Consider the following 26,807-nt stretch of genomic DNA (forward strand, 5'->3'; position numbering starts at 1 on the left):
TTATAATAGAATAGGATTTCCTTCGGGGCAGGGTGAAATTCCCAACCGGCGGTGATGAGGGTACGCCCTCTTAGTCCGTGACCCGGTTTTATTAGCAGAGATAGGTGCTTAATAATAGCGGTGGATTTGGTGAAATTCCAAAGCCGACAGTGAAAGTCTGGATGGGAGAAGGAATGAGTATAGTAACGCGTTCAAAATTTCTTTTTTTAAACGCTTATTTCGTCATGTGTTTTTGCCCCGTTTCACCTAGCTGGTGTACGGGGTTTTGCCGTTTCATACTTAAATTGGAGAAATTGTAAGGAAAGGAGGATTCACATAATTTGAACCACCAGGAATATATGAAGTTAGCCATCAGTCTGGCAGCGGCAGCCAAAGGACAAACAAGTCCTAACCCGCAGGTGGGTGCGGTTGTTGTTAAAAATGGTGAAATTCTTGGGATGGGTGCTCACCTGAAGGCGGGAACTCCCCATGCAGAAGTCCATGCGATTGCTGCAGCTGGCGATGAGGTTAAAGGGGCTGATATTTATGTCACTCTTGAACCGTGCAGCCATTTTGGCAGGACTCCGCCATGCGCAGACTTAATTATTAATTCAGGAATTAATAGGGTTTTTATTGCTTCTGCCGATCCAAATCCTCTGGTTTCAGGCAAAGGAATCGAAAGGATGCAGGATGCCGGTATTGACGTGGTGACCGGTCTGTTGAAAAAGGAAGCAGATGCCCTAAACGAACCATTTTTCCATTTTATAAAAACAAAGACACCATACGTAACCATTAAAGCAGCTTCATCGTTTGATGGGAAAACAGCTGCAAAAACCGGTGACAGCAAATGGATTACCTCTCCAGAATCCAGGCAGGATGTACACCGTCTACGGCATGAACATGACGCAATACTTACAGGTGTAAATACGATCATTCACGATAATCCCCTTTTAACCGCCAGGCTGCCCCAAGGCGGAAAAAATCCCATTCGAATTGTTTTAGATACAAATCTCAGAATTCCGGCTGACGCAAATGTCATCCGAGATCAGTCTGTTAAGACCATCATCTTTACCGGCTGCGAAATAGATTCGACAAAAGCAGAGGAAATAAGGAAGTATAATGCAGAAGTTTTTTCTTTTCCTGCAAATGAGGTGCCGATTAAAGAAGTATTAAAAAACTTAGGTGAAAGAAACATCATGACTTTATTTGTTGAAGGCGGGTCTGAGATCCATGCTTCATTTATTAAAGAAGGTTTCTTTCAGCAGATGATCCTCTATATGGCTCCTAAAATTATTGGAGGCAATAAGGCGATTCCATTTATTGGCGGGGATGGTGCCGACTATGTAAAAGACTCCCCTGTACTGGAATTCACAGAAATCAAAAGGATTGGCGGAGACCTTAGAATTACCGCAAAACCGCTGAGGGAGGCCACGCAATAATGTTTACAGGAATTATTGAGGAGCTTGGAACAGTAAAAAAAGTAGTTCAGCAAGGCAAGGCGATGAAACTGACGATTCAGGCCTCCAAAGTTTTATCAGATGTTCAATTGGGGGACAGCATTTCGGTTAATGGCGTGTGTCTTACAGTTACGGAATTTGCAAAAAATGAATTTTCAGCAGATGTCATGCCCGAAACATTCAAAAGCACTTCGCTTTCTGCCATTAAAGAACGAACAAAAGTCAATCTGGAGAGGGCAATGTCTGCAAATGGCCGATTTGGCGGGCATTTTGTGACAGGGCATGTGGATGGTACAGGTCAAATCATCAAAAAGGCAGCGAGTGAGAATGCTATTTATATACAAATATCTGTGCCGCCTGCCTTAAGCCATTTGCTTATCATGAAAGGCTCTATTGCAGTAGATGGGATTTCCCTTACTGTTTTCGGCAATGAAGACAATACCGTTACCGTCTCGATCATTCCACATACAGCGAGTGAAACGGTACTGGGCTTCAAAACAGCTGGAGACATTGTTAATCTCGAATTCGATATGCTTGCCAAATATCTATTTTCCTTCATGAACAGGCGGCAGGAGACCACACCGCCTAAAGAAGGAATATCAGAAGGTTTCCTTAAGGAAAACGGCTTCTTATAAATAGCAAAAGGAGGGGCAATAAACCATGTTTAGTGAAATACATGAGGCATTGGAAGATTTAAAAGCGGGGAAAGTCATCATTGTCTGTGATGATGAAGACAGGGAAAATGAAGGAGATTTCCTGGCAATCGCGGAATATGCTAAACCGGACACCATCAACTTTATGGCCAAAGAAGGCAGAGGCCTGATCTGTACACCTATCACTGAGGAGCTGGCTGAAAAGCTGGAACTGAATCCGATGGTAGAGGTGAACACTGACAGCCATGGAACAGCTTTCACAGTCAGTATTGACCATGTGAAAACCACTACAGGCATCAGTGCCTTTGAGCGTGCTTTCACGATAAAGGAAATGCTCGAGAGTGATGCTAAGCCTTCAGACTTTTCCCGTCCGGGACATGTTTTTCCGCTCGTTGCGAAAAAAGGAGGAGTCCTTAGAAGGGCAGGACATACAGAAGCTGCGGTAGATCTTGCTCGCCTTGCCGGTGCTGCACCAGCCGGGGTTATCTGTGAAATCATGAAAGATGATGGAACAATGGCGCGTGTGGATGACCTTGAAATAGTAGCGGAAAAGTTCAATTTGAAAATGATTACGATTCAGCAATTGATAGAGTATCGCTTAAAACATGACTCCATTGTAAAAAGGGAAGTGGAGATTCAGCTTCCAACAGAATTTGGAGATTTTAAAGCAGTAGGCTATACAAACACTGTCGATGGAAAAGACCATGTTGCTCTTGTAAAAGGAGAAATTGATGAAAATGAACCCGTATTGCTTCGTGTTCATTCAGAGTGCCTGACCGGAGATGTATTCGGGTCTAACCGCTGTGACTGCGGACCGCAGCTTGAAGCAGCATTGGCACAGATTGAGGCAGAAGGCCGGGGAATTCTTTTATACATGAGACAGGAAGGACGCGGCATCGGCCTGATTAATAAATTGAAAGCCTATAAGCTGCAGGAAGAGGGATATGATACCGTTGAGGCAAATCATAAGCTCGGGTTTAAGGATGATCTTCGCGACTATGGGGTAGGTGCACAAATCCTAAGGGATCTGGGAGTGAAAAAAATGCGCCTGTTAACCAATAATCCCCGCAAGATTGCAGGTTTGGGCGGCTATGGGCTGGAGGTAGCAGAACGGGTTCCTCTTCAAATGCCTGCCAAATCTGAAAATGAGAATTACTTAAAAACGAAGAAAACGAAACTTGGACATTTATTACAATTTTAAGGGAGCGATTTAAGATGAAAAAGGTAATCGAAGGACATTTAGTAGGAACAGGATTAAAAATGGCAATTGTCGTGTCGCGTTTTAATGAATTCATTACGGGCAAGCTTTTAAGTGGAGCGGAAGATGCACTTAAGCGCCATGGAGTGAGTGAAGAAGACGTGACAGTAGTATGGGTTCCTGGAGCATTTGAAATCCCGCTTGCAGCTAAAAAGCTATCCCAGTCCGGAAAATTTGATGCAGTTATTACACTTGGCACAGTTATCCGCGGAGCAACTCCGCATTTTGATTATGTCAGCGGCGAAGTGGCTAAAGGGGTCTCAGCGACAGCATTGCAGAGCGGTGTCCCTGTTATCTTCGGAGTTCTAACAACTGACACGATTGAACAGGCTATTGAGCGTGCCGGCACTAAAGCTGGAAACAAAGGATGGGAAGCAGCTGTCGGAGCAATTGAAATGGGCAATTTGTATAGACAGTTATCCGATGGTGAATAAGGTATCATTTTTTATTCAAACGGAACGCTTACTACGATCGACTTGATCATATAATTATGCAGGTGCAGTTATGCTGACCTGTTTCTATCAAAATCGGCGGGACAATTCCCGCCGGTTTTTTTAGGTATATCTGAACAGACGTCTGACCTTTCTATTGGCAGAATGAATTTTTTTTGTTAAAATACTGCTTGTGGCTCACCCGTGTTTACTTCTGCGGGGAGAGCGGGTAGGGAGAGGGCTAATTGAATAGATAGGTAGTATTTATGAATAAGTGGTTTAACCGGCTTTTTCAGCTGAATTCAAATGGAACAACTGTTAAAAGGGAGGTTATGGCTGGGGCAATCGGCTTTTTTACGATTGTTTATATTATCGCAGTTAACTCTCTTATTCTCTCTGAAGCAGGAATACCATTGGAAGCAGCTATTTTTGCAACCATTATAACCTCGGTGGTCGGCTGTTTGATTATGGGGTTTTGGGCAAATGTACCGATCCTCCTTGTGCCTGGAATGGGAATCAATGCTTTATTCTCCTATACTATGGTCCAGTCCATGGGCTTATCCTGGCAGGAAGCATTGGCTGTAGTGTTCATATCCGGTCTGATCTTTGTTTTCGTGGCTTTTTCGCGATTTGCACAGACATTAAGTGAATCAATCCCACATTCACTTAAAGAAGCGATAACAGTGGGACTGGGGCTTTTCCTGATGCTGATTGGACTTGAAAAAGGCGGAATCGTTGAAAAAGGGACAAACTCCATTATTGCTTTAGGTGAGCTGGGAGACCCGCAAGTGCTTGCAACCATCTTAACGTTCCTGCTGGCCATCATTTTATTCATGCGGAATGTGCCTGGAAACTTTTTAATTACTGTTGTAGCAGGAACACTGATCGCATGGGCTTTTGGGCTGATAGATGTGCAGAAGACTGATGAAAAGTCGTTCGCGCTCTCTGATTATATGGAAGTATTTGGAGCAATGTCATTTGATAACTTGCTTTCCGTCACTTTTTGGATTGCCATTTTTTCTTTGACAATGGTTCTGGTATTTGAAAATATCGGATTAGTCCATGGTCATGTTGGTTTTATTAACAGGCCGGAACAGTTTAAGCGTGCTTTTCAGGCAAATTCTGTTTCAGCATTATTGTCCGGTATTTTTGGGACAAGCCCGACTGTTGCAACGGTTGAAAGTGCAGCAAGTATGGCTGCCGGGGGACGTACAGGATTGACAGCAGTTACAACCGGGATGCTGTTTGTGCTATCCGCATTCTTTATTCCTGTTATTAAGTTGATCCCCAACAGCGCGATTGCCCCTATTCTGATCATTATTGGCGGACTGATGCTTCAAAACATCCGCAATCTTGATTTAAAGGATATGAGCGAAAGCTTTCCGGCTATCTTTATCATTGCCATGATTCCGTTCACTTACAGTATTGCGGACGGCATTGCCATTGGATTTATTCTTTATCCAATCTTAAAGATTTCGATAGGTAAAGCAAAGGAAGTTTCATTTGCTTTATATGTCATAGCTGCTTTGTTTTTATTCAACTTTGTTTTTCATGTGATTAGTTAATATAGATTATGGGATGCCTTTATATCGGGCATCCTTTTTCTTTTTACGGAAATGCTGTTTTCGCAAGGTTTGCTGCTTTATATATATTATTTGCTGAGTTGATTGGAGCGAGCAGCCTGGAGCGGAAATCAACGGACAACTTTAATAGCTGAAAAAAAATAAAAAAGGAGCCTGCAAAAAAAGGGAAATTTTAATTAAAACTATAAAAATTTCTATTTATTCAACAAGTTTCGACACGCGTAATAACTAACCTGAGTTAAAATAGGACTATAGTATTAGGTGTTTTCGGAGGTATGTCAATGGAAGTGTTTGTAGCTAGACAGCCGATTTTCAACTCAAAGGAAGAAGTATTCGCTTATGAACTTCTGTATAGAAATAATCAGGTGAACGCTTTCCCTGATATAGATGAAGATCAGGCTACAGCTGAAGTTATTATTAATAGTTTTTTAAATATAGGAATCGATCAGCTATCTGAAGGGAAACCATGTTTTATAAATTTTACGGAAAAATTACTAAAGCTAAGGGTGCCTGCTTATTTTAGGCCCAGGGAGATTGTTGTCGAAATCCTTGAAACGGTAGAGCCGAGCGCGGAACTTGTCAGGATATGCAAGGATTTAAAGGAGCTTGGCTATCAGATAGCGCTGGATGATTATGTATTTAATGAAACCAACCCCTTTGCAAGGCAATTGCTGAAATATGCAGACATCATTAAGGTGGATTTTCTAAATACCCCAAAGGAGATGCGGGAAAAAATAGAATTGCTTGTTAACCAGCTCAGAATAAAAACAGTAGCAGAAAAGGTTGAGACCAGAGAGGAATACGAGGAAGCCAAAAACAAGGGGTATGATTATTTTCAGGGGTACTTTTTTGAAAAGCCTGTCATTATGTCTACACATGATGTACCAGCATATTTTCAATCCTATTATGAGATGATCCAAAACCTGTCAAAAGAGGAGCCAAGTCTTGACCGTATAACCGAGTTAATAGAACGTGACATATCACTGTCTTATAAATTGCTGAAACTAATAAATTCACCGGCTTACCGTCCTAAGCAAAAGATAAATTCGATCCGGCAGGCCATCGTTCTCCTGGGTCTGATAGAGCTTGAAAAGTGGATCTATGTACTGGCAGTAAGGGAAAATATCGTTCATCATTCCCAAATGGCTGAAGAGACCGTCAGGTTATCAATGACCCGTGCAAAAATGTGTGAGGAAATTGGCAGACTCAGGACCGGAAAAAGCGTTTCATCAAGCTATTTTATGACTGGAATGTTTTCATTAATGGACTCATTGCTTAAGATCCCGATGAAGCAAATTCTTAATGAGCTTCCCCTGCAGGATGATATTTGTGAAGCCCTCCGCGGAGAAAATAATAATCTTAAGGAGATACTCGATCTTGCTGTTGCAGTCGAGAAAGCACAATGGTGCAGAATCAGTGAAATGTGCGAGAAGCTGAATGTTGATGAAAAAACCATTTTTAAGATCTATTCAGAAGCATTAGCCTGGTCCAGTCAGCTGCTGAACCCTGAAAAGATCACAAACTAAAGCCTTAAGGTTTGTAGAACTATATTCTCCGAGTCTATATTATATAGAAAACAAATATTGAATAATAAAAGCTTTTATGGCACTCTTATCTATAAGTTGAATTACTATTGATCTGGAGGTATTACATTGAATATTGAACTTTTGAAATGTCATGGATCAGGAAATGATTTCTTTATTATAGATGAGATATCCAATACGTATCATTTTACAGAAGAGAATCGTGCAGAGCTTGCCAGAGCTATATGCGACCGCAGCACCGAGCTGGGCTCAGATGGAATTCTTTTCGTACTAAAAAGCGATAAAGCAGATGCCCGGATGCGTGTTTTTAATCCGGATGGATCTGAAGCCTCAATGTGCGGAAATGGGTTAAGATGCGTCGCCCGTTATGTTTGTGAACTTCTTGGGCTGAAAGAAGCTATCATTGAGACCATGAAAGCTGATTTACAGGTGAAAAAGCAAGAAGATATATTTGAGGACATTCCGACTTATCTTGTTGAAATCTCACCTGTTTCATTCGATTTGAAGGATCTTCCTTTAGTTCTTGATAAAGATACTGTAATTAATGAAAAAGTGAGCGGGATTTCAGATGAATTAGCTTTTACAGCCTTAGCAGTCCCTAATCCTCATTTTGTTTCCATTGTGGAGAAAGAGCAAATAGCATCAGACCTGCAAAAAGAGATCAGCGAATATTTGAATGGACCGAATGAATTCTTTCCTGATGGAGTAAATGTCAGCTTTGTAAAGCCGCTAGAAAAAGGGCAGATTTATGTACGAACATTTGAACGGGGAGTAGGATTTACCAATGCTTGCGGTACTGCCATGTCCGCTTCGACACTTGTCACTTGCATGAATGGGCTTAATAAAATCGAAGAGCCTGTAGAGGTATATAATAATGGCGGAAAGGTGCGCTGTGTAGTCCATGAAGAGAATGGCAGGCAATCCATTGACTTAATTGGAAATGCAAGCTATGTTTACCGCTGTGAAGCAGAGACTGACATGGATAACCCTGCAGAGTTTTCCCTTTCCCCGAAAGAGGAATATACTGGAGAAATTAAGCAGTATGCTAAACTTCAGGAATTTGCTCAGGCAGTACTTAAAGAGTGGTTGTAGGATAAGGCATCAAGGCCTTATCCTTTTTTATTATGTTCCTTTAAAAACTCCAGCACTGGTGAAAACGGCTGAATTTCCTTTGTTTGAAAATAAGTGTTAAAAGGATCGCCATCACTGTTTATTCTTTTAATCATATTGGTTATTTGAAACCTTTCCATAGTGAGCTTTTCGTTAACTTCCTCCCAAAAAAGCGGAGCTGCAACAGTCGCCGATTTATTTCCTCTGGGTGAATAAGGGGCTATAATCGTCTTACCTTCTGCATGCTGGATATAGTCCACATAAAGCCGCCCACCCCGGTGTTTCTTCAACCTTTCAATTGTAAAAGAATCCGGGTCTTTGTTTAGGAGATACTGGGCAATGAACTCAGTGAAAAGCCGTGTATCATCAAAGGTATAAGCATTTTCCGGCAAAGGAATATAAACTTGCAGCCCTTTATTGCCTGATGTTTTAACGAAGCTGATTAATTTAAGCTGATCCAGCACCTCTTTAATATAAACAGCGGCTTTAATGGCGAGAGGAAAAGCCTCCCGGGACGGCGGGTCCAAATCAAAAACGATTTCACTTGGTCCGGAGCTTGCGATCGTTTTGAACGGTATATGATATTCAAAAGCAAGCTGGTTGCCAAGCCACAACAATGTTTTTAGATTATTGCAGACAATATAATCAATACCTTCTGACATTTCCGTTTCGACAAAATCCGGTGCGTAATCCGGGCAATTTTTCTGGTAGAAGGGCTCTGCAAAAATCCCATGCGGATACCGGATAACGGTTAAAAGCCTGTTTTTTAAAAATGGCAGCATATAGGGTGCAACTTCTCTTAAAAAATGAATGTAATCAATCTTTTGAATAGCCGGAGTTTCCCATAATGGTTTTTCCGGATGGGTGATTTCTATTTCTGGAGGCAGGTTTTTCTGCTGCTGTATAAATTGATCATATGTACAGGCATCAGGCTTCAAATCGAAACGAAACTGGTGAAAGTGCGGCTCCCGCATTTGCTCCTCATAGATCTCGAGGTATTTAACATCCACACAGATTGCAGGTTCTACATATATGAATTGGCTGTTTTCATCTGCTTTATTTTCTTTAATTATTTGAAATAAGGCTTGTTTTTCATCAGGCTTCAAGCCAAAAAGAAACTGTCCGATTCCTATGACAGTATCCCCCTGATATACCCCGGCATAAAAGTATCCATTAGATTTTTCATAAGCAGTGATAAAACAGGAAACGTATTTCCAGTTTTTGAATTTCAGCCATAAAGAGGTTCTCTTTCCTTCTTCCCATTTATTCTTCATCTGCTTGGCCACAATTCCTTCACCGTCATGAAGAACGATTTTTTCCCATAGCTCCTTAAAACTGGGGTATGGGGGAACTAATTGAATCAGCCTGGAGTCCTTCTCGTCAGGTTTTAAGGGCAAATCACAGCTTTTAAACAAAGCTTCAAGCTCTGATTTTCTGGCAGAGTACTCTTTATCGGCAATTTTTCTGCCATTTATCATCAGGATGTCAAAAACAAGAAAACGGCAGGGAGCTGTTTTGGCTTTCTCAAGAATCTTTTTTTCAGATCTCATTCTCCCCCTGACCTGAATCGACCCAAAATGAGCTTTATAGGCATTTTCCAGCAAGACTACCTCTCCATCTAATATAAGCGGAAGGTATTGTTCAAATTTATCTTTGTGCTGTTCCAAAAAAGCATTAATCTCCGGGAAAAGGTTTAATAAAGGTTTATCGTTTCTGCTTGTCAGTCTGGGTTCCTTGTCCCAGTGCAGGATCCCTCTAAAACCATCATATTTTGCTTCAAACAGCCATTCTTTCTCTTCCGGAACATCGAAAGTTAATGTAGGAAGCATAGGTCTCATACTATTTGGCCTCCTTTACAATCGTCATTATAGTTTTGGCAGTTGCCGCTAAAACTACTCAGTTTCCAATTCTTTTTGCGTATCTCCTTTTTTATTAATACACAAATTATGACTATTACATCAAAATGAATGGGAGTCTGACTATGCATACAATGTGGAAAGGAAGCATCAGTTTTGGGCTGGTGAATATACCAATTAAGCTGCATTCGGCTACAGAAGATAAGGATATCAAGCTGAGAAATCTTCATAAGGAATGTCATTCGCCAATTAAGTATGAGAAAACATGTCCTGTTTGTGAAAAGGAAATTAAGAACGAGGATATTGTAAAAGCTTATGAATACACAAAAGGAAAGTTTGTTGTTTTAGAGGATGAGGATTTAGAAAAGCTTAAACAGGAAAATGAGGATAAAGCTGTAGAAATTATGGACTTTGTAAAAATACAGGAAATTGATCCAATTTACTACAATCGCACCTATTATATGTCTCCAGGGGACGGGGGAGGGAAAGCTTACTCCCTTTTAAGAAAAGCGCTCGAGACGTCTGAAAAAGTAGGTTTGGCAAAAATCATTATCCGCTCCAAAGAACAGCTGGCTGTTGTCCGTGTATATGAAAATACTCTTGTCATGGAGACGATCCATTATCCTGATGAAGTACGCAAGGCTGCGGATGTGCCAAATGTGCCTGCAGAAGACAAAGTGACAGATAAGGAGATCGATACTGCCATCATGCTGATTGATCAATTAACCACAGAATTTAAACCTGAAAAATATAATGATGACTACCGGACAGCTCTTTTGGAGCTTATAGAAGCAAAACGGACTGGCAAAGATATCGTCACGCCTGTTGAAAAAGAGCCTGCGGCAAATGTTACCGACCTCATGGCTGCCCTTCAGGCATCAATTGATAAAACTAAACCTGCTGATGCGGAAACAAAGAAAAAACCTGCAGCTAAAAAGAAACGTGCTTCAACAAAAACAAAGGCTAAAAAGCAAGCTTGATGAACCGAAACCGAATTTGCTGATGCAGACTCGGTTTTTTGCTGGGCGGATTCGTAATTTCGAGGATGCGGCTCACTCTGATCCGAAAAAAATGTTCCGTTCATGATGTTTTGTGGTAATTCTAACTAAAAAGGATATGAGTGAATGAACTGGAGAAATATAACACGTAAAAACATATTTTACTTAACGCTTGCCGCCTCTATCATAGCCGGATTTTTGCTGCTATTTATCGAAATAGTGGATGAACTGAAGGAAGAGGAGCTAATTCATTTCGATGAGTCTGTGATCAAGTATGTCCAGGCATTTATTTCTCCCCGGCTCACGGAGTTTATGAGTGTAGTTACTTTTTTGGGGTCGGTAAAGTGGCTGGCTTTTTCGGTACTTGCAGCAGCTGTTCTTTTGTTCCTGTTTAAAAAGAGATCACTTGCATGGTTCATGGTTCTTTCATCGGGTCTCGGAGCACTTTTTAACCTGCTCTTAAAATGGATTTTTAAAAGAGAACGTCCGGATATCAGACCTCTGATTGAAGAGCAGGGATTCAGTTTTCCGAGCGGACATTCAATGGGATCTTTTATTTTTTATGGCTCACTTGCCTATATGATCATTCATCTGGCAAAAAGAAAGCGCTGGAAGGCTGCATGGACATTGATGCTGAGCAGCTTTATCATAATGATTGGATTAAGCCGTATTTATTTAGGTGTTCATTTTCCAAGTGATGTAATAGCCGGGTTTGCAGCCGGGGGTGCCTGGCTGACCATCATGATTATTGGATTCCGCTATTATGAGTACCGTAAAGATTTATAAATGGGTATTGAGAAATACGCACATTCTTAATAACATAGGGAAATAACAGAAATAGGAGTGGAACGAATGAATCAAAAAATTTTGCCGGCATCATCCAATATGAAAGAATTTGAAAAGTTCCTGAAAAGCCCTTATGAAATTGGTGTATTTCTCGATATGCATATTTCACAGCTGAAAAATGTTTCGCAGATGGCTAAAGCGCAAAACAAAAAAATGATTTATCATGTTGACCTGATCCATGGCTTGAAAAGCGACGACTATGCTGTGGAATATATTTGCCAGGAATACAAGCCGTACGGGTTAATTTCTACTAAATCCAGCGTAATCCTGAAAGCGAAGCAAAAAGGAGTGATCGCAGTCCAGAGGATTTTCCTTATCGATTCGCACGCACTTGAAAAAAGTTATAAATTAATCGAGAAAACCAGACCGGATTACATAGAAGTGTTGCCGGGTGCCATGCCATGGATGATAAAAGAGGTAAATGAACGTTTGAATACGCCTATATTTGCCGGAGGACTCATCCGCTCAGAAGAAGAAGTGAAGAATGCGCTTAAAGCAGGAGCAGCTGCCATTACTACATCAAAAATAGAAATATGGGAAAGGTTTTCATAAAAATGTTCTAGAAACGTTTGACAACGTTTTCATAGACTTGTATACTCGGTTTAACAAGTTAATTTATGTGTCGGAGATTAGGAGATTCACACAGTTTAGCCTTTTTAGGCTTAATCTGTCGTGAATCTCCTTTTTTGTTTCCGATCAGCCAAAATGGAAAGGGGATTTTCAGATGTCTGCATTTATGGGAGAAATGATTGGAACGATGATCTTGATTGTTTTTGGAGGAGGCGTTGTTGCCGGGGCGAATTTAAAAAAGACTTTTTCTATTAATGGAGGATGGATTGTTATTACGATTGCCTGGGGGCTTGCTGTAACGATGGGGGTTTTTGCTGTTGGCTCGATCAGCGGTGCACACTTGAACCCTGCTGTAACCATCGGATTTGCGCTTAGCGGTGATTTCCCGTGGCAAGACGTGCCCGGGTATATTCTGGCTCAGGTCCTGGGTGGGTTCTTGGGAGGGGTGATTGTGTTCCTTCACTATCTGCCGCATTGGAAAGAAACAGAAGACCAGGGTGCAAAGCTTTCTGTTTTCTCAACAAGTCCTGCCATTCCCCATACATTTTCAAATTTATTGAGTGAAATAATTGGGACGTTCATTCTTGTATTGGGTTTGATGTTTATAGGAGCAAATCAATTTACTGAAGGGTTAAATCCGATTGCTGTGGGCCTTCTTATCGTTGTTATCGGCATGTCGCTCGGCGGGACAACGGGCTATGCAATTAATCCTGCCCGTGACCTGGGACCGCGTATTGCTCATTTTCTTCTTCCCATTGCAGGCAAAGGGAAATCGAACTGGGGATATGCATGGATACCGGTAGCTGGACCAATCCTAGGGGGATTAATGGGCTCAAGCTTCTATCAAGTAATGTTCGATGGCAAAGCTTCAGGTATTGTTTGGGCAGTGCTGGGTGTTAATATAATAGTATTAATTCTTTCGTATATTTTTGGCAAAAAACAGCCTGGAGAAGTTGATTCTTCTAAAGTTGCTGCATAAATAAGAGTATTGAACGAGATTGGGAGGAGTTCATTATGGAAAAATATATTTTATCATTAGATCAGGGGACTACAAGTTCACGAGCTATTCTATTCAATAAAAAAGGCGAAATTGTCCACACGGCACAAAAAGAGTTCACACAGCATTTTCCAAAGCCTGGCTGGGTTGAACATAATGCTAATGAAATATGGGGTTCAATTTTATCGGTGATTGCAGGTGTTTTTTCAGAATCCGGCATAAAGCCTGAGCAAATTGCCGGCATTGGCATCACAAACCAGAGGGAAACTACTGTTGTTTGGGATAAAGAAACGGGAGCACCGATTTATAATGCGATTGTATGGCAGTCAAGGCAGACCAGCGAGATTTGTGATGACTTGAAAGAAAAAGGCTATAACGGCTTGTTCAGAGAAAAAACCGGCCTATTAATTGATGCGTATTTCTCAGGAACAAAGGTGAAATGGATATTGGATCATGTGGAAGGGGCAAGGGAAAAAGCGGAACAGGGAAAATTATTGTTTGGAACCATTGATACATGGCTAATATGGAAGCTATCTGGAGGGAAAGCGCATGTGACCGATTACTCCAACGCCTCCCGGACATTAATGTTTAATATCTATGAACTTAAGTGGGATGAAGAGCTCCTAAATATTCTTGGAGTCCCGAAAGCGATGCTGCCTGAAGTGAAGCCATCTTCCGAGGTGTATGCTAAGACCATTGACTATCACTTTTTCGGAAAGGAAGTACCTATCGCTGGTGCGGCGGGGGACCAGCAGGCTGCGCTGTTTGGACAAGCATGCTTCGAGAAAGGAATGGCTAAAAACACTTACGGCACTGGCTGTTTCATGCTTATGAATACAGGTGAAAAAGCCGTACAGTCTGAACATGGGCTTCTAACAACCATTGCCTGGGGACTTGAGGGGAAAATTGAATATGCATTGGAGGGCAGCATTTTTGTTGCGGGCTCTGCTATTCAATGGCTCCGAGATGGGATGAGAATGCTTAAAGATGCAAAGGACAGTGAAAGCTATGCTAAAAAAGTGGACTCTACAGATGGAGTTTATGTAGTTCCGGCTTTTGTTGGCCTCGGGACGCCATATTGGGATAGTGATGTAAGGGGAGCAGTTTTCGGAGTTACACGGGGAACGTCCAAAGAACATTTTATCAGGGCGACACTTGAGGCACTGGCATATCAGACAAAAGATGTCCTCTCTGCGATGGAAGCGGACTCTGGCATTGAACTTAAGACGCTTAGAGCTGATGGGGGGGCCGTGAAAAATAATTTCCTGATGGAGTTCCAGTCAGATATTTTAGATGTTCCTGTTGAGAGGCCGGTGATTAATGAAACTACCGCTCTGGGGGCAGCTTATCTTGCGGGATTGGCTGTCGGGTTCTGGAAATCACAGGAGGAAATCGCTGAGCAGTGGGCAATTGACCAACCATATTATCCTTCGATGGATGATCAAGTGCGTGAAAATCTTTATCAGGGCTGGAAAAAGGCTGTAAAGGCAGCTATTGCATTTAAATAATCAGAAGCAAGTTTTTTACACAAATCATATCTTGTATGTTATAATGATCCTAAGTTAATAGTTCGGCAGGAGATGCGGAGAGACCACAAAATCATTATCGTTTTATTGATAATGTATTTTGTGGTCTCTTTTTTATTCCCTGCTTTAAAAGGGTAGTTACAACTACTAGCCTTTTCAAAAAGGAGGAGACAACCATGACATTTTCTAATTTAAATCGTAATGACATGATAAATACACTTACAGCCGGAGAATTTGATCTTCTGATTATTGGCGGCGGCATAACGGGAGCTGGGATTGCTCTTGACGCGGCCACACGGGGAATGAAAACGGCCCTCGTTGAAATGCAGGATTTTGCAGCGGGAACCTCCAGCCGTTCAACCAAACTGGTTCACGGAGGATTAAGGTATCTTAAGCAATTCGAAGTTAAAATGGTAGCTGAAGTCGGAAAAGAGCGGGCGATTGTATATGAAAATGGGCCACATGTAACTACACCGGAGTGGATGCTGCTTCCAATGCATAAAGGAGGCACATTTGGAAAATTCTCAACTTCTATCGGCCTTAGAGTTTACGATTTTCTTGCAGGCGTCAGAAAATCTGAACGAAGAAGTATGCTCAGTGTCCCGGAAACATTATCAAAAGAACCGCTTATAAAAAAAGATGGACTAAAAGGCGGCGGCTATTATGTTGAATACCGCACAGATGATGCCCGTCTTACTATAGAGGTAATGAAAGCTGCTGCAGAAAAAGGCGCTCTTCCAGTTAACTATTTGAAGGTCGAGAACCTTTTATATGATGAACGAGGTAAAGTTTGCGGAGCTGCTGCTGCAGATCAGCTGACCGGCAAGATTCATGAAATCAGAGCGGAAAAAGTCATCAACGCTGCTGGTCCCTGGGTTGATTCTATTCGTGAGAAAGACGGTTCCAGGAAAGGAAAGACCCTGCGTCTGACTAAAGGTGTTCATTTGGTAATTGACCAATCCAAGTTCCCGTTAAAACAGGCTGTGTACTTTGATACTCCTGACAAAAGGATGGTATTTGCCATACCTAGAAACGGAAAAACATATGTGGGGACAACAGATACTTTCTATGATTCAGATCCCGTAAATCCAAAAATGACTTCAAGTGACAGAACATACATCATAAACGCCATTAATTTTATGTTTCCTTCTGTGAAAATAACGGAAAATGATATTGAATCAAGCTGGGCTGGTGTTCGTCCGCTTATTTGGGAAGAAGGAAAAGACCCTTCCGAAATATCACGTAAAGATGAAATCTGGGAGTCAGATACTGGATTGCTGACAATTGCCGGCGGGAAACTGACCGGGTACCGGAAAATGGCCGAAACCATTGTTGATATGCTTGCTGAAAAATTCAAGCAGGAATCGAATAGGACATTTAGCTGCAGTATTACAAAAACATTGCCCATTTCTGGAGGGAATGTGGGGGGATCATCCAAATTCCGTGAATTTATTGGGTTCCAGACTGAAAAAGGAACAAGTATTGGTTTATCAGCTGAGCAGTCCAAACACCTTGTAAATATATATGGTTCTAACGTTGGCATCATTTTTAATATGATTGAAGCGGATAAGAGTGAAGCTGAGAATTACGGCCTGCCGATTGTATTGTGGGCAAAGTTGAAATATGCAATTGAACATGAAATGGCTGCAGCACCTGTTGACTTTTTTAACCGCAGAACAGGAGCGCTTCTTTTTGATATCGAAACGGTAAGAAATTATCAAAGGCAAGTAATTTCATATATGGCTGATGCGTTTAAATGGGATAAGGCTGCTGAAAGAAATTTTGAGAACCAGCTGAACGAGGAACTTAGATCTGCAATGAAGCCTGCTGATCAGGACTAAAACTCTCCGGACGGGGAGTTTTCTTTTTCTTGGAGAATTTAAACAAAAGGGACATTCCGCAGGCATACTATATTATAAATAGGTAGAGGAGATGGGTTATGTACAATGTTCTCATGTTTGTTGACTCTGGGGTTGACGATTCACTTGCCCTAATGTATGCCCTTCAGCATCCTGATATTAATTTAGTTGGTGTAGTCAGCGCTTATGGCAACATAACCAAAGAAGAATCCATTAATAATACTGCCTATTTACTGAACCTTGCCGGCAGAGAGGACATTCCCATTATAGCAGGAGCAAGCGGTCCATTATCCGGTGAGACTGCTGTCTTTTATCCTGAAATTCATGGGGAGGAAGGTCTGGGGCCCATTCGGCCTCCGGAGAATTTTAGCAGCAAAATAAAGGTATATGATATAGACAAAATTATTGAAATTGTAAATCAATACAAAAATGACCTTGTGATCGTTGGTGTTGGAAGGCAGACTGATTTGGCACTGCCGCTCATTCTTTATGGAAAGGATGCATATCAAGATGTAAATGCATTTTATTTAATGGGAGGTGCGTTTCTGGTTCCGGGAAATGTAACGCCAGAGGCAGAAGCCAACTTTTATGCTGACCCCATCGCAGCGGATTCAGTGCTGGAAAAAGCCAAAAACATTTATATATTTCCTTTGAATGTAACAAATAAAGCGATTATCCGGCCTGAGACGATTAATTTTATAGCAAATAATACCCAGTCACCTTTTAAAGATTTAATCAAACCTGCTTATGATTATTATTACGAAGCTTACCAAAAGCTTGTTCGGGAATTCAGGGTGCACCTCTCCATGATGTTCTTGTTTTAAGTGTTCTTACAAATCCCGATCTTGTCAAATATGTTAAACGAAGAGTGAGAATTGAACAGTTTGGAAAGGCCAAAGGAAAAAGCATAGCTGATTTCAGGCCTAAGCCGGAAGAGGAACCGCCGGAAACAATTGATAATATCGCGATGGAGCTTGACATGGAACCATTTATCATTGATTTTATGGAGGTTTTTCTCTCACAGAAAAATCAGAAATAGCTTTTGACACATTGTGTTAAAAGCTTTTTTATTTGTGTTGAAGGGGAATGAGAAGTTCACATAGAATGTACTAACATGGAAAACATTTGCAGTGAGTGGAAGATTCTTCTGGAAAAAGTGAAAATGGCAATAATTCCATTTAACTTCGGCAGCATTAATCAAAATCAAATGGAGGCTTTCAAATTGCTGAAAAATAAAAAATTAAACATGACCCTTTCAATTCTTGGAATGGTCATAGCCATTGCCCTGGCTTACAGTGTGCTTGTCTTTTTAAATAAGGATGAATCTAAGATGCAAAAGACCTCGGCAAATGCGGAGGCGCCCGCACAGGGTTTAATGTACGAAGATTTAGGAGACTTTATTGCCTCCAATCATACTTTTTATAATGAAACACTTGGCTGGGGAAGAGACCGGAAAGTCAGCTGGCCGAAACAAAGAAAACAAGCTGAGCTAATCATAAACTCCCTAAAAAAAATATCAGCAGAGAATGAGGATCTGCAGAAGGACCTCGGAACAATAACAAGTCTGGCAGAAACTGTGCAGTCGGGCACCAAGGAAAAGGACGTATTAATCAAATTGCACCGGTATTTTCATGATCTGGATATAGGCTTTAATGATTATAAAGATACAACCGATTATTTTGATGTAACCGAGTACAAAGGAGAAAGCTGATCTGCTGGTGACAAGATTTTTTCTTGACAGATAACCGCCTATAAGATAATATAGTGATTGAAGTATTTGAGGTATATTTTGAAGTCGTTAATCCACTTGGAATGTTCGGCAGCCGAACCTTCTATTTAGTGGAACTGCGGCTTTTTATTATGTTTTATGCTCTTTAGGATTTTGAAAGAGTAAGTATGTGTTTGTAATTAAGAATAATTTGTGTGGACAGCTTAACGCTGAATGTTCTTCTTAATCATCTTCTGTAAACCAGACACTTCTCCGTATTTTTACTTCAGTAAGTTTCTTACCATTTAATATTAAAATCTCAGAGAGCATCTAAGTCGGAAAGGATTCCGACCGACCTGATTCCCACTGGCGCGGTCTAGGAGCCGCAAGGATGGAAGAGAGGCAGGGCTTTCATTGTTTTAGGTAATAAATAATTAACTCAAATATATCACTTATAAGGACAGTATTTGCTGTCCTTTTTTATTTATTTTACAAGGCTATTTTCGCAAGGTCTGTTGCTTTTTTTGTATCTTATCTACTGAGCAGATTGGAGCGAAAGGTGCGAAATCCTCGTAAATGCATTCACATTTTCTTCGTGCAGCGTATACTCAAGGAAACTTTTTGTAAAAAACACGAACATTTTAATAAATTTAAGTTTAATTATTTGTGTTTTTGTGCTATTATCTACTCATAAGAATAGCTTTTCAAAATCGCAGTGACTGACGACAATGCGGAATCAACCGCTGGGGAGCTGCGTCTATGTATAGCCGGTCGTCTGGGCAGAGATAAGGGATACCCTTGTCTCTTTTTTCATAACAAAATGGAAAAGCCCGCAAGCCGAATAGGTGCTTTTCCTATAGGAGGAATATGCATGGCGGAAAAAAAGATTATTCTTGATGGAACTGTTGTGGCAAAGCATGTAAAAGACCAATTAAAGAATCGAATTGAAGATTTAAAGGGAAAAGGTATTGAGCCTTGTTTAGCCACTATTTTAGTGGGAGATGATCCTTCGTCTGAAACGTATGTAAGAATGAAGGGGAATGCGTGTGAAAAACTGGGCATTATATCAAAACGTATCCATATGCCAAAGGATACAACAACACAAGAACTGCTGGAGAAAATTGCAGAACTGAATGATGATCTTTCTGTACATGGAATCCTTCTCCAACATCCCGTACCTGGACATATAGATGAACGCAAAGCTTTTGAAGCTATTGCAATTGAAAAAGACGTTGACGGTGTTACGAGCCTTGGATATGGTCAAACTGCTTTCGGCTTTGGTGAATATCCGTCTTGTACACCTGCAGCTATTATGGAAATTATGGATTATTATAAATTGAATGCTGAAGGTATGCATGCTGTTGTCATCGGCAGAAGCCCGATCCTTGGAAAGCCGGTTTCTGCCCTTTTACTCAATCGAAATGCAACGGTCACAACCTGCCATTCATATACCAAAGACCTGCACAGGATTGTAAAGCAGGCTGATATTGTAGTTGCAGCTGTGGGAAAGCCTAACTTTGTTAAGGGTGAATGGATTAAAGAAGGGGCTATTGTTCTTGATGCCGGTTATAATGAAGGAAATATTGGAGATGCAGAGTATGACAGCTGTTTTGAAAAAGCGTCTGCTATTACACCTGTACCTGGTGGAGTAGGACCTGTTACGATTTCCATGCTTTTGAAACATACTGTACAGGCTGCGGAAAAGACACTATCTAATAAGAAAATCGTAAGTAGTCAATTTATCCCTAATTGAAAATTGATCTCCAAAGGGATTGACTTATAGATGGGTGTCGTTTATTATTAGGTTAACGCTGTAAAGTTCGTAATATACTTTTTGGATAAGTAGACGTAGCTGCAAAGAAATGTAGGCGATCGTTCATCCTCATTTCTGGCAGCTGCGGCTTTTTTATGTTTAAGTTTATATGGTACATTATAGTGAAAAACAACTTATTGGGAGGCAACACAAATGAACACAGGTAAAGTTAAATGGTTTAATGCAGAAAAAGGTTTCGGATTCATCGAATCTTCAGAAGGCCAAGATGTATTCGTACACTTCTCCGCAATCCAAACTGAAGGTTTCAAAACTTTAGAAGAAGGTCAAGACGTAACTTTCGAAATCGTTGAAGGTAACCGTGGACCTCAAGCTGCTAACGTAACAAAAGCATAATTTTGCTTAAATGAGGTGATGCATGTCTAATCATGCATCACCTTTTTATGTTTGCTTATCCACTTTGTAGCCTTCAGCATTCCTCAAAACAGATCTTCTGCAACACCTGCTTTTAGGATATGTATTTTTCATTTCACCCAATTAAAATTCTTCAATTACAAAAAGTTTAAAATTAGTGCAAACGGAAATGTAAAAAAGAGATGCAAACTGGAAAGCCTAGTAAAGTGTCATTGTCTTTATACAAAAACAGTCTTTCAGTACCTAATAACATATATAATTCAAGGAGGAACACATATTTTGACAACTTTTTCAGATTTTGGCTTAAGTAATGAAATAGTAAAAGCTCTTTCCAATATGGGCTTCGAGGAACCAACACCAATTCAGGCACAGGCGATTCCAATCGGAATGCAGGGGAAGGACATGATCGGCCAGGCGCAGACTGGAACTGGAAAAACCACTGCTTTCGGTGTACCGCTTTTAGAGCAGATTGATTTAAACGAAGGAATTCAAGGCCTTGTCCTTGCTCCAACGAGGGAGCTTGCCGTACAGGTAGCTGAAGAATTAAACCGTATAGGACAGGTAAAAGGTGTCCGGACACTTCCTGTTTACGGCGGTCAGGATATTAGCCGCCAAATACGTGCACTTAAAAAACACCCGCATATCATTGCAGCTACACCAGGAAGATTAATTGACCATATTGAAAGAAAAACAATACGCTTAAGCAATATCAAAATGGTTGTTCTGGATGAAGCGGATGAAATGCTCAATATGGGATTCATCGAGGATATCGAAAGAATTCTAAGTGAAATTAAAGGGGAGCGCCAAACCCTGCTTTTCTCTGCTACAATGCCGAGAAGAATTCAGACCCTTGCTGAAAAATTCATGCAGGAGCCTGAAATGGTTAAAGTGAAAGCGAAAGAAATGACAGTTAAAAATATTGAACAGTATTATATGGAAACGCATGAAAAACAAAAATTTGATGTGCTTTGCAATCTTCTGGATATCCAATCACCTGAGCTGGCGATTGTATTTGGCAGAACCAAAAAGCGTGTGGATGAAGTGGTGGAAGGACTCATTAAGAGAGGATATTCGGCTGAAGGAATTCATGGCGATATTCCACAGGCGAAAAGAGATCAGGTAATCCGCCGATTTAAAGAGCAGACAATCGATATTATGGTGGCGACTGATGTTGCTGCCCGAGGCCTTGATATTTCAGGCGTCTCCCATGTTTATAACTTCGATATCCCGCAGGATCCTGAAAGCTATGTTCACCGGATTGGACGTACAGGCCGTGCTGGAAACAAGGGGCTTGCGATTACATTCGTTTCTCCAAGAGAAATTGACCACCTGAAAATAATTGAAAATGTTACAAAGAGTAAGATGGCGAAAAAGCCTGTTCCTTCCTTTAAGGATGTTGTTGCAGGCAATCAGCAGGCGACTATTAATAAACTTATGGAAGTTATTGAAAAAGAAGAATATGCAGACTTCAAGAGAGTGGCGGAAAATCTTCTTGAAGATACAGATTCTGTTACTTTGCTTGCTGCAGCCTTTAAATTGCTGACTAAAGGTCCTGATGTAACACCGGTTAAATTAACTGCGGTCGAACCTATCCGTGTCAGAAAACCTAAAGGTGATCGCGGAGGAAGAAGATTCAGCGACAGATCCAGAGGCGGCGGACGCGATAGAAGAGATTTTAAAGGCGGCCGGGACAGACGGAGCAGTAAGCCGCGCAGCAATAGCAATAAGGGGTAATGCGGCCTGAATAGCGAAAAAAAGATTTTTTTCACTGCTTTTTGAATTTTTTATTATAAAAATTGAAGTTTTTACCCATATTAGTAAATGCAGGGTAATTTATCACTCTGTGAGTTATTGATATTAGGAGGAAATTTACATGGCAACAGGCAAAGTAAAATGGTTTAACTCAGAAAAAGGTTTTGGTTTTATCGAAGTTGAAGGCGGAGAAGATGTATTTGTTCATTACTCTGCAATCCAGACAGAAGGTTTCAAAACCCTTGATGAAGGCCAGGAAGTTAACTTTGACATAGAGCAGGGCCAGCGTGGACCGCAAGCTGTAAATGTAACAAAGTTATAATGATTGAAAAGAGAGTCCCTTGATGGGGGCTCTCTTTTAATTTTTGGAGTAAATAAGGGGTAAATAAGGTATAACAGTAAGGAGAAAGGGCTGATAGTGATTAGAATCCTTATTTTATCCGATACCCATATGCCAAAGAAATCAAAACATCTGCCAGGAGTATTGCTGGATGAACTGAACGGCTGTGACTTAATTATTCATGCAGGGGATTGGCAGAGCATCAAACTTTATGAGGAATTAAAGAAACGTGCGCCGGTTGAGGGAGTATATGGAAATACTGACAATGATGAACTTTGCGCTATTTTGAAGGAAAAAATTCTGCTTGAAATAAAAGGTTTTAAAATAGGTGTTGTCCATGGGCATGGGAAGGGGAAAACAACTGAAAAAAGAAGTATTGAGGCTTTCGATGATGAAGAAGTTGATGCACTAATTTTCGGGCATTCACATATTCCGGTTAAGAAACATCATAATGGGATTATTCTTTTTAACCCCGGGTCTCCAACTGACAAGCGCAGGCAGCCGAACTATTCGTTCGGCATCCTGGAAATTACAGATGAGTTAATATTTAATCATGTATTTTTCGATTCAAAGGAATAATACCTCATTAAATCTTAATTGTATTAAGGTCATATTCATAATAATCCTGTGTGCCGTATGATTCGAAGCCGCATGATTTGTATAATGCTAGAGCATGGTCATTTTCTGCAGCGACTTCAAGATGCACCCAGCTGATTCCCTTGCTGTGCTGATGGTTAACAGCATTAGTGAGGGTGCTCCTGCCGATTCCTTTTCCCTGGAATAAAGGATCGACAGCAAAGCCGTAAATCCAGGCAGCATCTTCTTCTATTTGAATCCTGATTTTGCCGGACTTTACGCCTTTGTATTCAATTATAAATGTTTTCTCATTTTCGCTGTTAAAGATATTATTATTAAACGCCGCTGCCTCTTCTTTTGGAACATCAAAGCATACTGTATCCAGATGATTAATGAAATCCAGGTCACTGCTCACTGCTTCCTCCAGGGTTACATCCTGGTTTATTGTTCTGATTTCCTTGCTTTTATGGCGTTTCATTTGATACTCGGAGAAAGAATAGCTGCAAGGCAATGACTTTATAAAACCTTTCGCAGATTCAGAAGAGGCTGGTGCATTAATAAGCAATTTGCTTGCGTGAGTCAATTGTTTTACCGCTTCATTGAACAGACTGCAGAAGATGCCCTTGCGTCTATGATCCGGATGGACCATTCCGCATAATTCCACCGGGCCTCCGAAACTATAAAGAGCAAGGTACCCCAATAATTTTCCGTTTTTATTATAATGGAAATAGTCATGTTTCTCATCCGCGGGTCTCGATCTCAAAGTATCCCAATTTAATTTTAATTCGATATTCTCTGTCTCTTCGCATATTTGCTGTAGAGAACGAATATCGTCTAATTGTTTTTTTGTCAGCAATCAGGCGGCCTCCTGTATAAAAAATTGATAAACCAATAATATAAGAAAACGGTTCAAACGAATAGACCTAAAATTGAATTCGTCCTGAGTGCTTATTGAAATTATGTTAATAAATATAGCAATATGTTAGGATTGTATGAATTAAGGGGGAGATTGAATGAAAAATTTCACAGTGAAGTTCCAAAAGGAAGACAATATACAGCAAATGGTTGTCCAGAAGTTGAATGAAAATGACTTTGAGCAATATACAGAAGGCGGAACAAGGCATTTATTTGAATTGAACTCAAATGTGGGCTATTTTATATTTTTTGATGCTGTCGACAAGGAAGGTAAAGAGTCTTACATGGTTCTGCAATATGAAGGGGAATCGGAAGAACCCAGTGCGTGCTATGCTTTTGAATTAAAAGACTTCTACCAATTCACAGCTCTTTATCTGAATGACCTGGATTTTAATGAAGGAAATAATGTGGACAGGGAAGAATCTTATACACCTATACAGCATTTAGCGCATCTCATGTATCACATTATTGAAGAGGGAAAGGGAATTTAAATATAGTAAAAGAGCAGGGGAACCCTGCTCTTATTCTTCTGCCTGGGAAAGGTTGTCCCGGCAGAAAGCTGAAATTGTTTTTTCTTCATCCTCGTCTAAAGCGAAATCCAAAACTGTTCCAGAACTGCCTTCAACAAAATGATAATTGAGAATTCTCTCGTCTTCTCCATTTTTAAAATAAAGCACTCTTAGCCTAATGCCATTCTCTGAATATAACTCATCTTCTTCATCCACATCAATATCTAAAAAGAATTCGTAGCGGTCACCTGTTAAAATGCCAGTAGGATCCTGTATGTACTCAACAGTATAACTTGTAATATTCATGGTCTTCACCCTTTCTATCGCTGCTGTACATGTCATTATACACTTTTCCCGGATTGGGTTAATAGTATTTAACAATTTTTTGATCTTTCAATGATTATAGCTGCGGGTTTAGAACTTTTTGACAGAAGCTTTTAAATATGTTATACTATTTTTAGTTAAAAGAATATAATATTGCCCTTAAACACTTGTTATATAGAGCCAGTGGTTCGTCACTTTATATAGCAAGTGATTTTTATTTTGGGTAAGGGTCTTACTCTTTGGGAGGTGCCTGTATATGGCAATGGGATTTGGCAGAAAAAACATGGAAGAAATCAAGGTTGAAGAAGTGAAAATTTGGGAGTGCACATCTGAGTCCTGCAACTGCTGGGTAAGGGACAACTTCAAAAGCAGCCAGGTGCCTCTTTGTCCTATTTGCAAAAGTGAAATGAAAGAAACGACTAAAGAATTGCAAGTCGTTAACAATAACAGCATATTTTCTAAATAGTTGCAAGGGCGATCTAAAAATCGCCCTTTTATTTTTTGTATAATAAATTAAGAGTAAGTCTCGACTAAAATACTTTCTCATTTGTATATTTGTTCCGCAGACAGCGCTTGTATTCGGATATTACGTTTTTTTATTAACAATTTTCTTGTTCCAGGGAGAAGTATATGTTTGTCCGAGATGAACAAAATAATGGAAACGAGCGAAAAAAAACTGGATGTGGAAGAATGTCAAATTTGCTTTGGTTTCTTGGGTTAGTGCTCATTAGCGTGGGTCTTATTTATATAACTTATAAGAAAACAGACTTTCGTTTTAATCTGGCTGTTTATTTCTTTATTATGGGACTTTCTTTTTTAATGGAATATATCGTATTGATTTTAGGTGACGCTTACTCCTATTATCCGAATTTCTTTTCAATCCGTTGGTATGATGATGTTTTTGGTTCAAGTATTTCACAGGCTTTTTTTATTCCCAGTGTTTTGATGACTATAGCGGCTTTTAGAATCCCGTTCAAGTGGATCATTTTAATAATAGCCTCCATTTATGGAATAGAAGAGCTATTTCTGTGGCTTGGCATCTATGAACATAACTGGTGGAAATCCTGGTTTACCCCGGTAATATTGTTCGCGTCTGTCTTTGTTATAAAATGGTGGAGGAATAGAGTCGAAGACCCATCTTTTTTTATTCAATATATTACTGTGTATATGGCTATTACCACAATCTTTCAAGGAATCTCTTTTGGTTTGACTGCTGTCGTGGGCTCTCATCATTATAAAGTCGGATGGTTTGATTCTCCTTATCAGGACCATGTAGCTTTCAGTGTTTTGATATGGATTATTTATGCCCTGCTGCTGACCATTGTTATAATTAAATTTTATCGGTTTAAATGGCTTGTATTATTATTTATTGCTGATTTTGCATTCCATATCATAATGGAAAAGATGGACATCTTAGTAATAAACTCTTATTGGAATCCTGTATTCTTTAGTGTGATACATATGCTTTTACTCATGCTCATCAGGAAGTTAAATCATTATATGTTCCCATCGTTTTAAATTGGAATAATGTACCATGCATAAACGGTTGACCTGGAACATGGACGATGCTATTATTTAAGAACAGCTTTCGCAAAACATATTTTAAAAGTAATTTTTAAATTCTGTTGACATTGGAAGTTGTAAATAGTATTATAATAAAGTTGCTTTAAGAGATAGTGACTGATTGATCTTTGAAAACTGAACGAACAGAAACGTCAACGTTTAAATCATTAGTCTTTTTCGAAAAGACAACTCGAGCTTAATCAACTCTTATATGGAGAGTTTGATCCTGGCTCAGGACGAACGCTGGCGGCGTGCCTAATACATGCAA

General features: G+C 40.3%; 25 protein-coding genes, 1 rRNA gene, 1 pseudogene and 2 riboswitches. Of the genes and pseudogenes, 24 read left to right on the forward strand and 3 right to left on the reverse strand.

The features are described 5' to 3' along the window. Positions 1–14: 14 nt before the first annotated feature. Positions 15–177, forward strand: a riboswitch (FMN riboswitch). A 143-nt stretch (positions 178–320) separates the two neighbouring features. The 7 genes from ribD to dapF all read left to right on the forward strand — a co-directional run bounded on the left by ribD (position 321) and on the right by dapF (position 7,997). Next, complete coding sequence (gene ribD, locus AC3WTL_RS23790) at positions 321–1,418, forward strand: bifunctional diaminohydroxyphosphoribosylaminopyrimidine deaminase/5-amino-6-(5-phosphoribosylamino)uracil reductase RibD (RefSeq protein ID WP_252219134.1); 1,098 nt, start codon at positions 321–323, stop codon at positions 1,416–1,418. After that, on the forward strand, positions 1,418–2,071 hold the full coding sequence (ribE, locus tag AC3WTL_RS23795; RefSeq protein WP_248348660.1) for a riboflavin synthase: 654 nt from the start codon (positions 1,418–1,420) through the stop codon (positions 2,069–2,071). The genes ribD and ribE overlap by 1 nt, the downstream gene beginning before the upstream one ends. Positions 2,072–2,096: 25 nt before the next feature. After that, positions 2,097–3,290 (forward strand): bifunctional 3,4-dihydroxy-2-butanone-4-phosphate synthase/GTP cyclohydrolase II, encoded by a 1,194-nt coding sequence (locus AC3WTL_RS23800; RefSeq protein WP_197213934.1) that lies wholly within the window; start codon positions 2,097–2,099, stop codon positions 3,288–3,290. 14 nt (positions 3,291–3,304) lie between these two features. Then, positions 3,305–3,781, forward strand: coding sequence for a 6,7-dimethyl-8-ribityllumazine synthase (gene ribH / locus AC3WTL_RS23805; RefSeq protein WP_197208669.1), 477 nt, complete (start codon positions 3,305–3,307; stop codon positions 3,779–3,781). A gap of 263 nt (positions 3,782–4,044) precedes the next feature. Then, positions 4,045–5,343, forward strand: coding sequence for an NCS2 family permease (locus tag AC3WTL_RS23810; RefSeq protein WP_048011431.1), 1,299 nt, complete (start codon positions 4,045–4,047; stop codon positions 5,341–5,343). A gap of 299 nt (positions 5,344–5,642) precedes the next feature. Further along, the gene (locus tag AC3WTL_RS23815) at positions 5,643–6,887 is read left to right on the forward strand and encodes an EAL and HDOD domain-containing protein (RefSeq protein WP_248348661.1); all 1,245 of its coding nucleotides are present in this window, start codon (positions 5,643–5,645) and stop codon (positions 6,885–6,887) included. Positions 6,888–7,013: 126 nt separating this feature from the next. Continuing rightward, positions 7,014–7,997 carry a diaminopimelate epimerase gene (dapF, locus tag AC3WTL_RS23820; RefSeq protein ID WP_248348662.1) on the forward strand — a complete coding sequence of 328 codons (984 nt, stop codon included), beginning with the start codon at positions 7,014–7,016 and terminating at the stop codon, positions 7,995–7,997. Between the two features lie 17 nt (positions 7,998–8,014). On the opposite strand, the gene AC3WTL_RS23825 is transcribed toward dapF, so the two are convergent. Next, positions 8,015–9,853, reverse strand: coding sequence for a DNA ligase D (locus tag AC3WTL_RS23825; RefSeq protein ID WP_197247787.1), 1,839 nt, complete (start codon positions 9,851–9,853; stop codon positions 8,015–8,017). Between the two features lie 143 nt (positions 9,854–9,996). Between AC3WTL_RS23825 and ku the strand changes: the two genes are divergently transcribed. The 13 genes and pseudogenes from ku (at position 9,997) to AC3WTL_RS23890 (ending at position 23,231) form a co-directional block, all read left to right on the forward strand. After that, on the forward strand, positions 9,997–10,851 hold the full coding sequence (gene ku, locus AC3WTL_RS23830) for a non-homologous end joining protein Ku (protein WP_048011436.1): 855 nt from the start codon (positions 9,997–9,999) through the stop codon (positions 10,849–10,851). A 144-nt stretch (positions 10,852–10,995) separates the two neighbouring features. Continuing rightward, a complete protein-coding gene (locus tag AC3WTL_RS23835) occupies positions 10,996–11,655 on the forward strand; it encodes a phosphatase PAP2 family protein (RefSeq protein WP_222498066.1) in 660 nt (219 codons plus the stop codon). 66 nt (positions 11,656–11,721) lie between these two features. Next, positions 11,722–12,267, forward strand: coding sequence for a glycerol-3-phosphate responsive antiterminator (locus AC3WTL_RS23840; RefSeq protein ID WP_282956724.1), 546 nt, complete (start codon positions 11,722–11,724; stop codon positions 12,265–12,267). A gap of 172 nt (positions 12,268–12,439) precedes the next feature. Further along, on the forward strand, positions 12,440–13,264 hold the full coding sequence (locus AC3WTL_RS23845) for an MIP/aquaporin family protein (RefSeq protein ID WP_492370145.1): 825 nt from the start codon (positions 12,440–12,442) through the stop codon (positions 13,262–13,264). A gap of 35 nt (positions 13,265–13,299) precedes the next feature. After that, on the forward strand, positions 13,300–14,790 hold the full coding sequence (gene glpK, locus AC3WTL_RS23850) for a glycerol kinase GlpK (RefSeq protein ID WP_248348665.1): 1,491 nt from the start codon (positions 13,300–13,302) through the stop codon (positions 14,788–14,790). Positions 14,791–14,984: 194 nt separating this feature from the next. After that, positions 14,985–16,649 carry a glycerol-3-phosphate dehydrogenase/oxidase gene (locus tag AC3WTL_RS23855; protein ID WP_248348666.1) on the forward strand — a complete coding sequence of 555 codons (1,665 nt, stop codon included), beginning with the start codon at positions 14,985–14,987 and terminating at the stop codon, positions 16,647–16,649. Between the two features lie 98 nt (positions 16,650–16,747). Continuing rightward, positions 16,748–17,706 (forward strand): annotated as a pseudogene (locus AC3WTL_RS23860) (nucleoside hydrolase). A 75-nt stretch (positions 17,707–17,781) separates the two neighbouring features. Beyond that, positions 17,782–18,378: a hypothetical protein gene (locus tag AC3WTL_RS23865; protein ID WP_252219132.1), complete on the forward strand. Its 597-nt coding sequence runs from the start codon at positions 17,782–17,784 to the stop codon at positions 18,376–18,378. A 702-nt stretch (positions 18,379–19,080) separates the two neighbouring features. Beyond that, positions 19,081–19,163: riboswitch (ZMP/ZTP riboswitch) on the forward strand. 83 nt (positions 19,164–19,246) lie between these two features. Then, on the forward strand, positions 19,247–20,128 hold the full coding sequence (locus AC3WTL_RS23870; RefSeq protein WP_252219129.1) for a bifunctional 5,10-methylenetetrahydrofolate dehydrogenase/5,10-methenyltetrahydrofolate cyclohydrolase: 882 nt from the start codon (positions 19,247–19,249) through the stop codon (positions 20,126–20,128). Between the two features lie 213 nt (positions 20,129–20,341). Continuing rightward, a complete protein-coding gene (locus tag AC3WTL_RS23875) occupies positions 20,342–20,542 on the forward strand; it encodes a cold-shock protein (RefSeq protein WP_009332508.1) in 201 nt (66 codons plus the stop codon). 297 nt (positions 20,543–20,839) lie between these two features. Next, a complete protein-coding gene (gene cshA / locus AC3WTL_RS23880; protein ID WP_048011444.1) occupies positions 20,840–22,294 on the forward strand; it encodes a degradosome RNA helicase CshA in 1,455 nt (484 codons plus the stop codon). Positions 22,295–22,433: 139 nt separating this feature from the next. Further along, positions 22,434–22,634, forward strand: coding sequence for a cold-shock protein (locus AC3WTL_RS23885; RefSeq protein ID WP_009332506.1), 201 nt, complete (start codon positions 22,434–22,436; stop codon positions 22,632–22,634). Positions 22,635–22,733: 99 nt separating this feature from the next. Continuing rightward, positions 22,734–23,231 carry a metallophosphoesterase family protein gene (locus tag AC3WTL_RS23890; RefSeq protein WP_227888333.1) on the forward strand — a complete coding sequence of 166 codons (498 nt, stop codon included), beginning with the start codon at positions 22,734–22,736 and terminating at the stop codon, positions 23,229–23,231. Between the two features lie 7 nt (positions 23,232–23,238). On the opposite strand, the gene AC3WTL_RS23895 is transcribed toward AC3WTL_RS23890, so the two are convergent. Beyond that, entirely contained in the window at positions 23,239–24,084 is an 846-nt protein-coding gene (locus tag AC3WTL_RS23895; protein ID WP_248348673.1) for a GNAT family N-acetyltransferase, read from the reverse strand. Positions 24,085–24,241: 157 nt separating this feature from the next. Here AC3WTL_RS23895 and AC3WTL_RS23900 point away from each other — a divergent pair, with 157 nt between their 5' ends. Next, positions 24,242–24,634 (forward strand): cytosolic protein, encoded by a 393-nt coding sequence (locus AC3WTL_RS23900; RefSeq protein WP_248348675.1) that lies wholly within the window; start codon positions 24,242–24,244, stop codon positions 24,632–24,634. Positions 24,635–24,664: 30 nt separating this feature from the next. Here AC3WTL_RS23900 and AC3WTL_RS23905 read toward each other — a convergent pair whose 3' ends face one another. After that, positions 24,665–24,958 (reverse strand): DUF6509 family protein, encoded by a 294-nt coding sequence (locus AC3WTL_RS23905; protein ID WP_048011447.1) that lies wholly within the window; start codon positions 24,956–24,958, stop codon positions 24,665–24,667. A 274-nt stretch (positions 24,959–25,232) separates the two neighbouring features. On the opposite strand from AC3WTL_RS23905, the gene AC3WTL_RS23910 reads away from it, so the two are divergent. From AC3WTL_RS23910 to AC3WTL_RS23920, 3 genes are all read left to right on the forward strand, one after another. Next, positions 25,233–25,442, forward strand: a complete 210-nt coding sequence (locus AC3WTL_RS23910; RefSeq protein WP_048011448.1) for a cold-shock protein — start codon at positions 25,233–25,235, stop codon at positions 25,440–25,442. Positions 25,443–25,666: 224 nt separating this feature from the next. Continuing rightward, entirely contained in the window at positions 25,667–26,494 is an 828-nt protein-coding gene (locus AC3WTL_RS23915; protein ID WP_492370146.1) for a hypothetical protein, read from the forward strand. A 253-nt stretch (positions 26,495–26,747) separates the two neighbouring features. Then, positions 26,748–26,807, forward strand: a 16S ribosomal RNA gene (locus tag AC3WTL_RS23920); the annotation flags it as partial.

This window comes from Cytobacillus sp. EB106-05-05-XG126 (genome assembly GCF_058791715.1).

Bases quoted from the DNA above. Each gene is read 5' to 3' on its own strand.
- ribE (WP_248348660.1), top strand. From the start codon at position 1,418: ATGTTTACAGGAATTATTGAGGAGCTTGGAACAGTAAAAAAAGTAGTT.
- AC3WTL_RS23800 (WP_197213934.1), top strand. From the start codon at position 2,097: ATGTTTAGTGAAATACATGAGGCATTGGAAGATTTAAAAGCGGGGAAA.
- ribH (WP_197208669.1), top strand. From the start codon at position 3,305: ATGAAAAAGGTAATCGAAGGACATTTAGTAGGAACAGGATTAAAAATG.
- AC3WTL_RS23810 (WP_048011431.1), top strand. From the start codon at position 4,045: ATGAATAAGTGGTTTAACCGGCTTTTTCAGCTGAATTCAAATGGAACA.
- AC3WTL_RS23815 (WP_248348661.1), top strand. From the start codon at position 5,643: ATGGAAGTGTTTGTAGCTAGACAGCCGATTTTCAACTCAAAGGAAGAA.
- AC3WTL_RS23825 (WP_197247787.1), bottom strand. From the start codon at position 9,853: ATGAGACCTATGCTTCCTACATTAACTTTCGATGTTCCGGAAGAGAAA.
- ku (WP_048011436.1), top strand. From the start codon at position 9,997: ATGCATACAATGTGGAAAGGAAGCATCAGTTTTGGGCTGGTGAATATA.
- AC3WTL_RS23835 (WP_222498066.1), top strand. From the start codon at position 10,996: ATGAACTGGAGAAATATAACACGTAAAAACATATTTTACTTAACGCTT.
- AC3WTL_RS23840 (WP_282956724.1), top strand. From the start codon at position 11,722: ATGAATCAAAAAATTTTGCCGGCATCATCCAATATGAAAGAATTTGAA.
- AC3WTL_RS23845 (WP_492370145.1), top strand. From the start codon at position 12,440: ATGTCTGCATTTATGGGAGAAATGATTGGAACGATGATCTTGATTGTT.
- glpK (WP_248348665.1), top strand. From the start codon at position 13,300: ATGGAAAAATATATTTTATCATTAGATCAGGGGACTACAAGTTCACGA.
- AC3WTL_RS23855 (WP_248348666.1), top strand. From the start codon at position 14,985: ATGACATTTTCTAATTTAAATCGTAATGACATGATAAATACACTTACA.
- AC3WTL_RS23865 (WP_252219132.1), top strand. From the start codon at position 17,782: ATGGAAAACATTTGCAGTGAGTGGAAGATTCTTCTGGAAAAAGTGAAA.
- AC3WTL_RS23870 (WP_252219129.1), top strand. From the start codon at position 19,247: ATGGCGGAAAAAAAGATTATTCTTGATGGAACTGTTGTGGCAAAGCAT.
- AC3WTL_RS23875 (WP_009332508.1), top strand. From the start codon at position 20,342: ATGAACACAGGTAAAGTTAAATGGTTTAATGCAGAAAAAGGTTTCGGA.
- AC3WTL_RS23885 (WP_009332506.1), top strand. From the start codon at position 22,434: ATGGCAACAGGCAAAGTAAAATGGTTTAACTCAGAAAAAGGTTTTGGT.
- AC3WTL_RS23900 (WP_248348675.1), top strand. From the start codon at position 24,242: ATGAAAAATTTCACAGTGAAGTTCCAAAAGGAAGACAATATACAGCAA.
- AC3WTL_RS23905 (WP_048011447.1), bottom strand. From the start codon at position 24,958: ATGAATATTACAAGTTATACTGTTGAGTACATACAGGATCCTACTGGC.
- AC3WTL_RS23910 (WP_048011448.1), top strand. From the start codon at position 25,233: ATGGCAATGGGATTTGGCAGAAAAAACATGGAAGAAATCAAGGTTGAA.
- AC3WTL_RS23915 (WP_492370146.1), top strand. From the start codon at position 25,667: ATGTCAAATTTGCTTTGGTTTCTTGGGTTAGTGCTCATTAGCGTGGGT.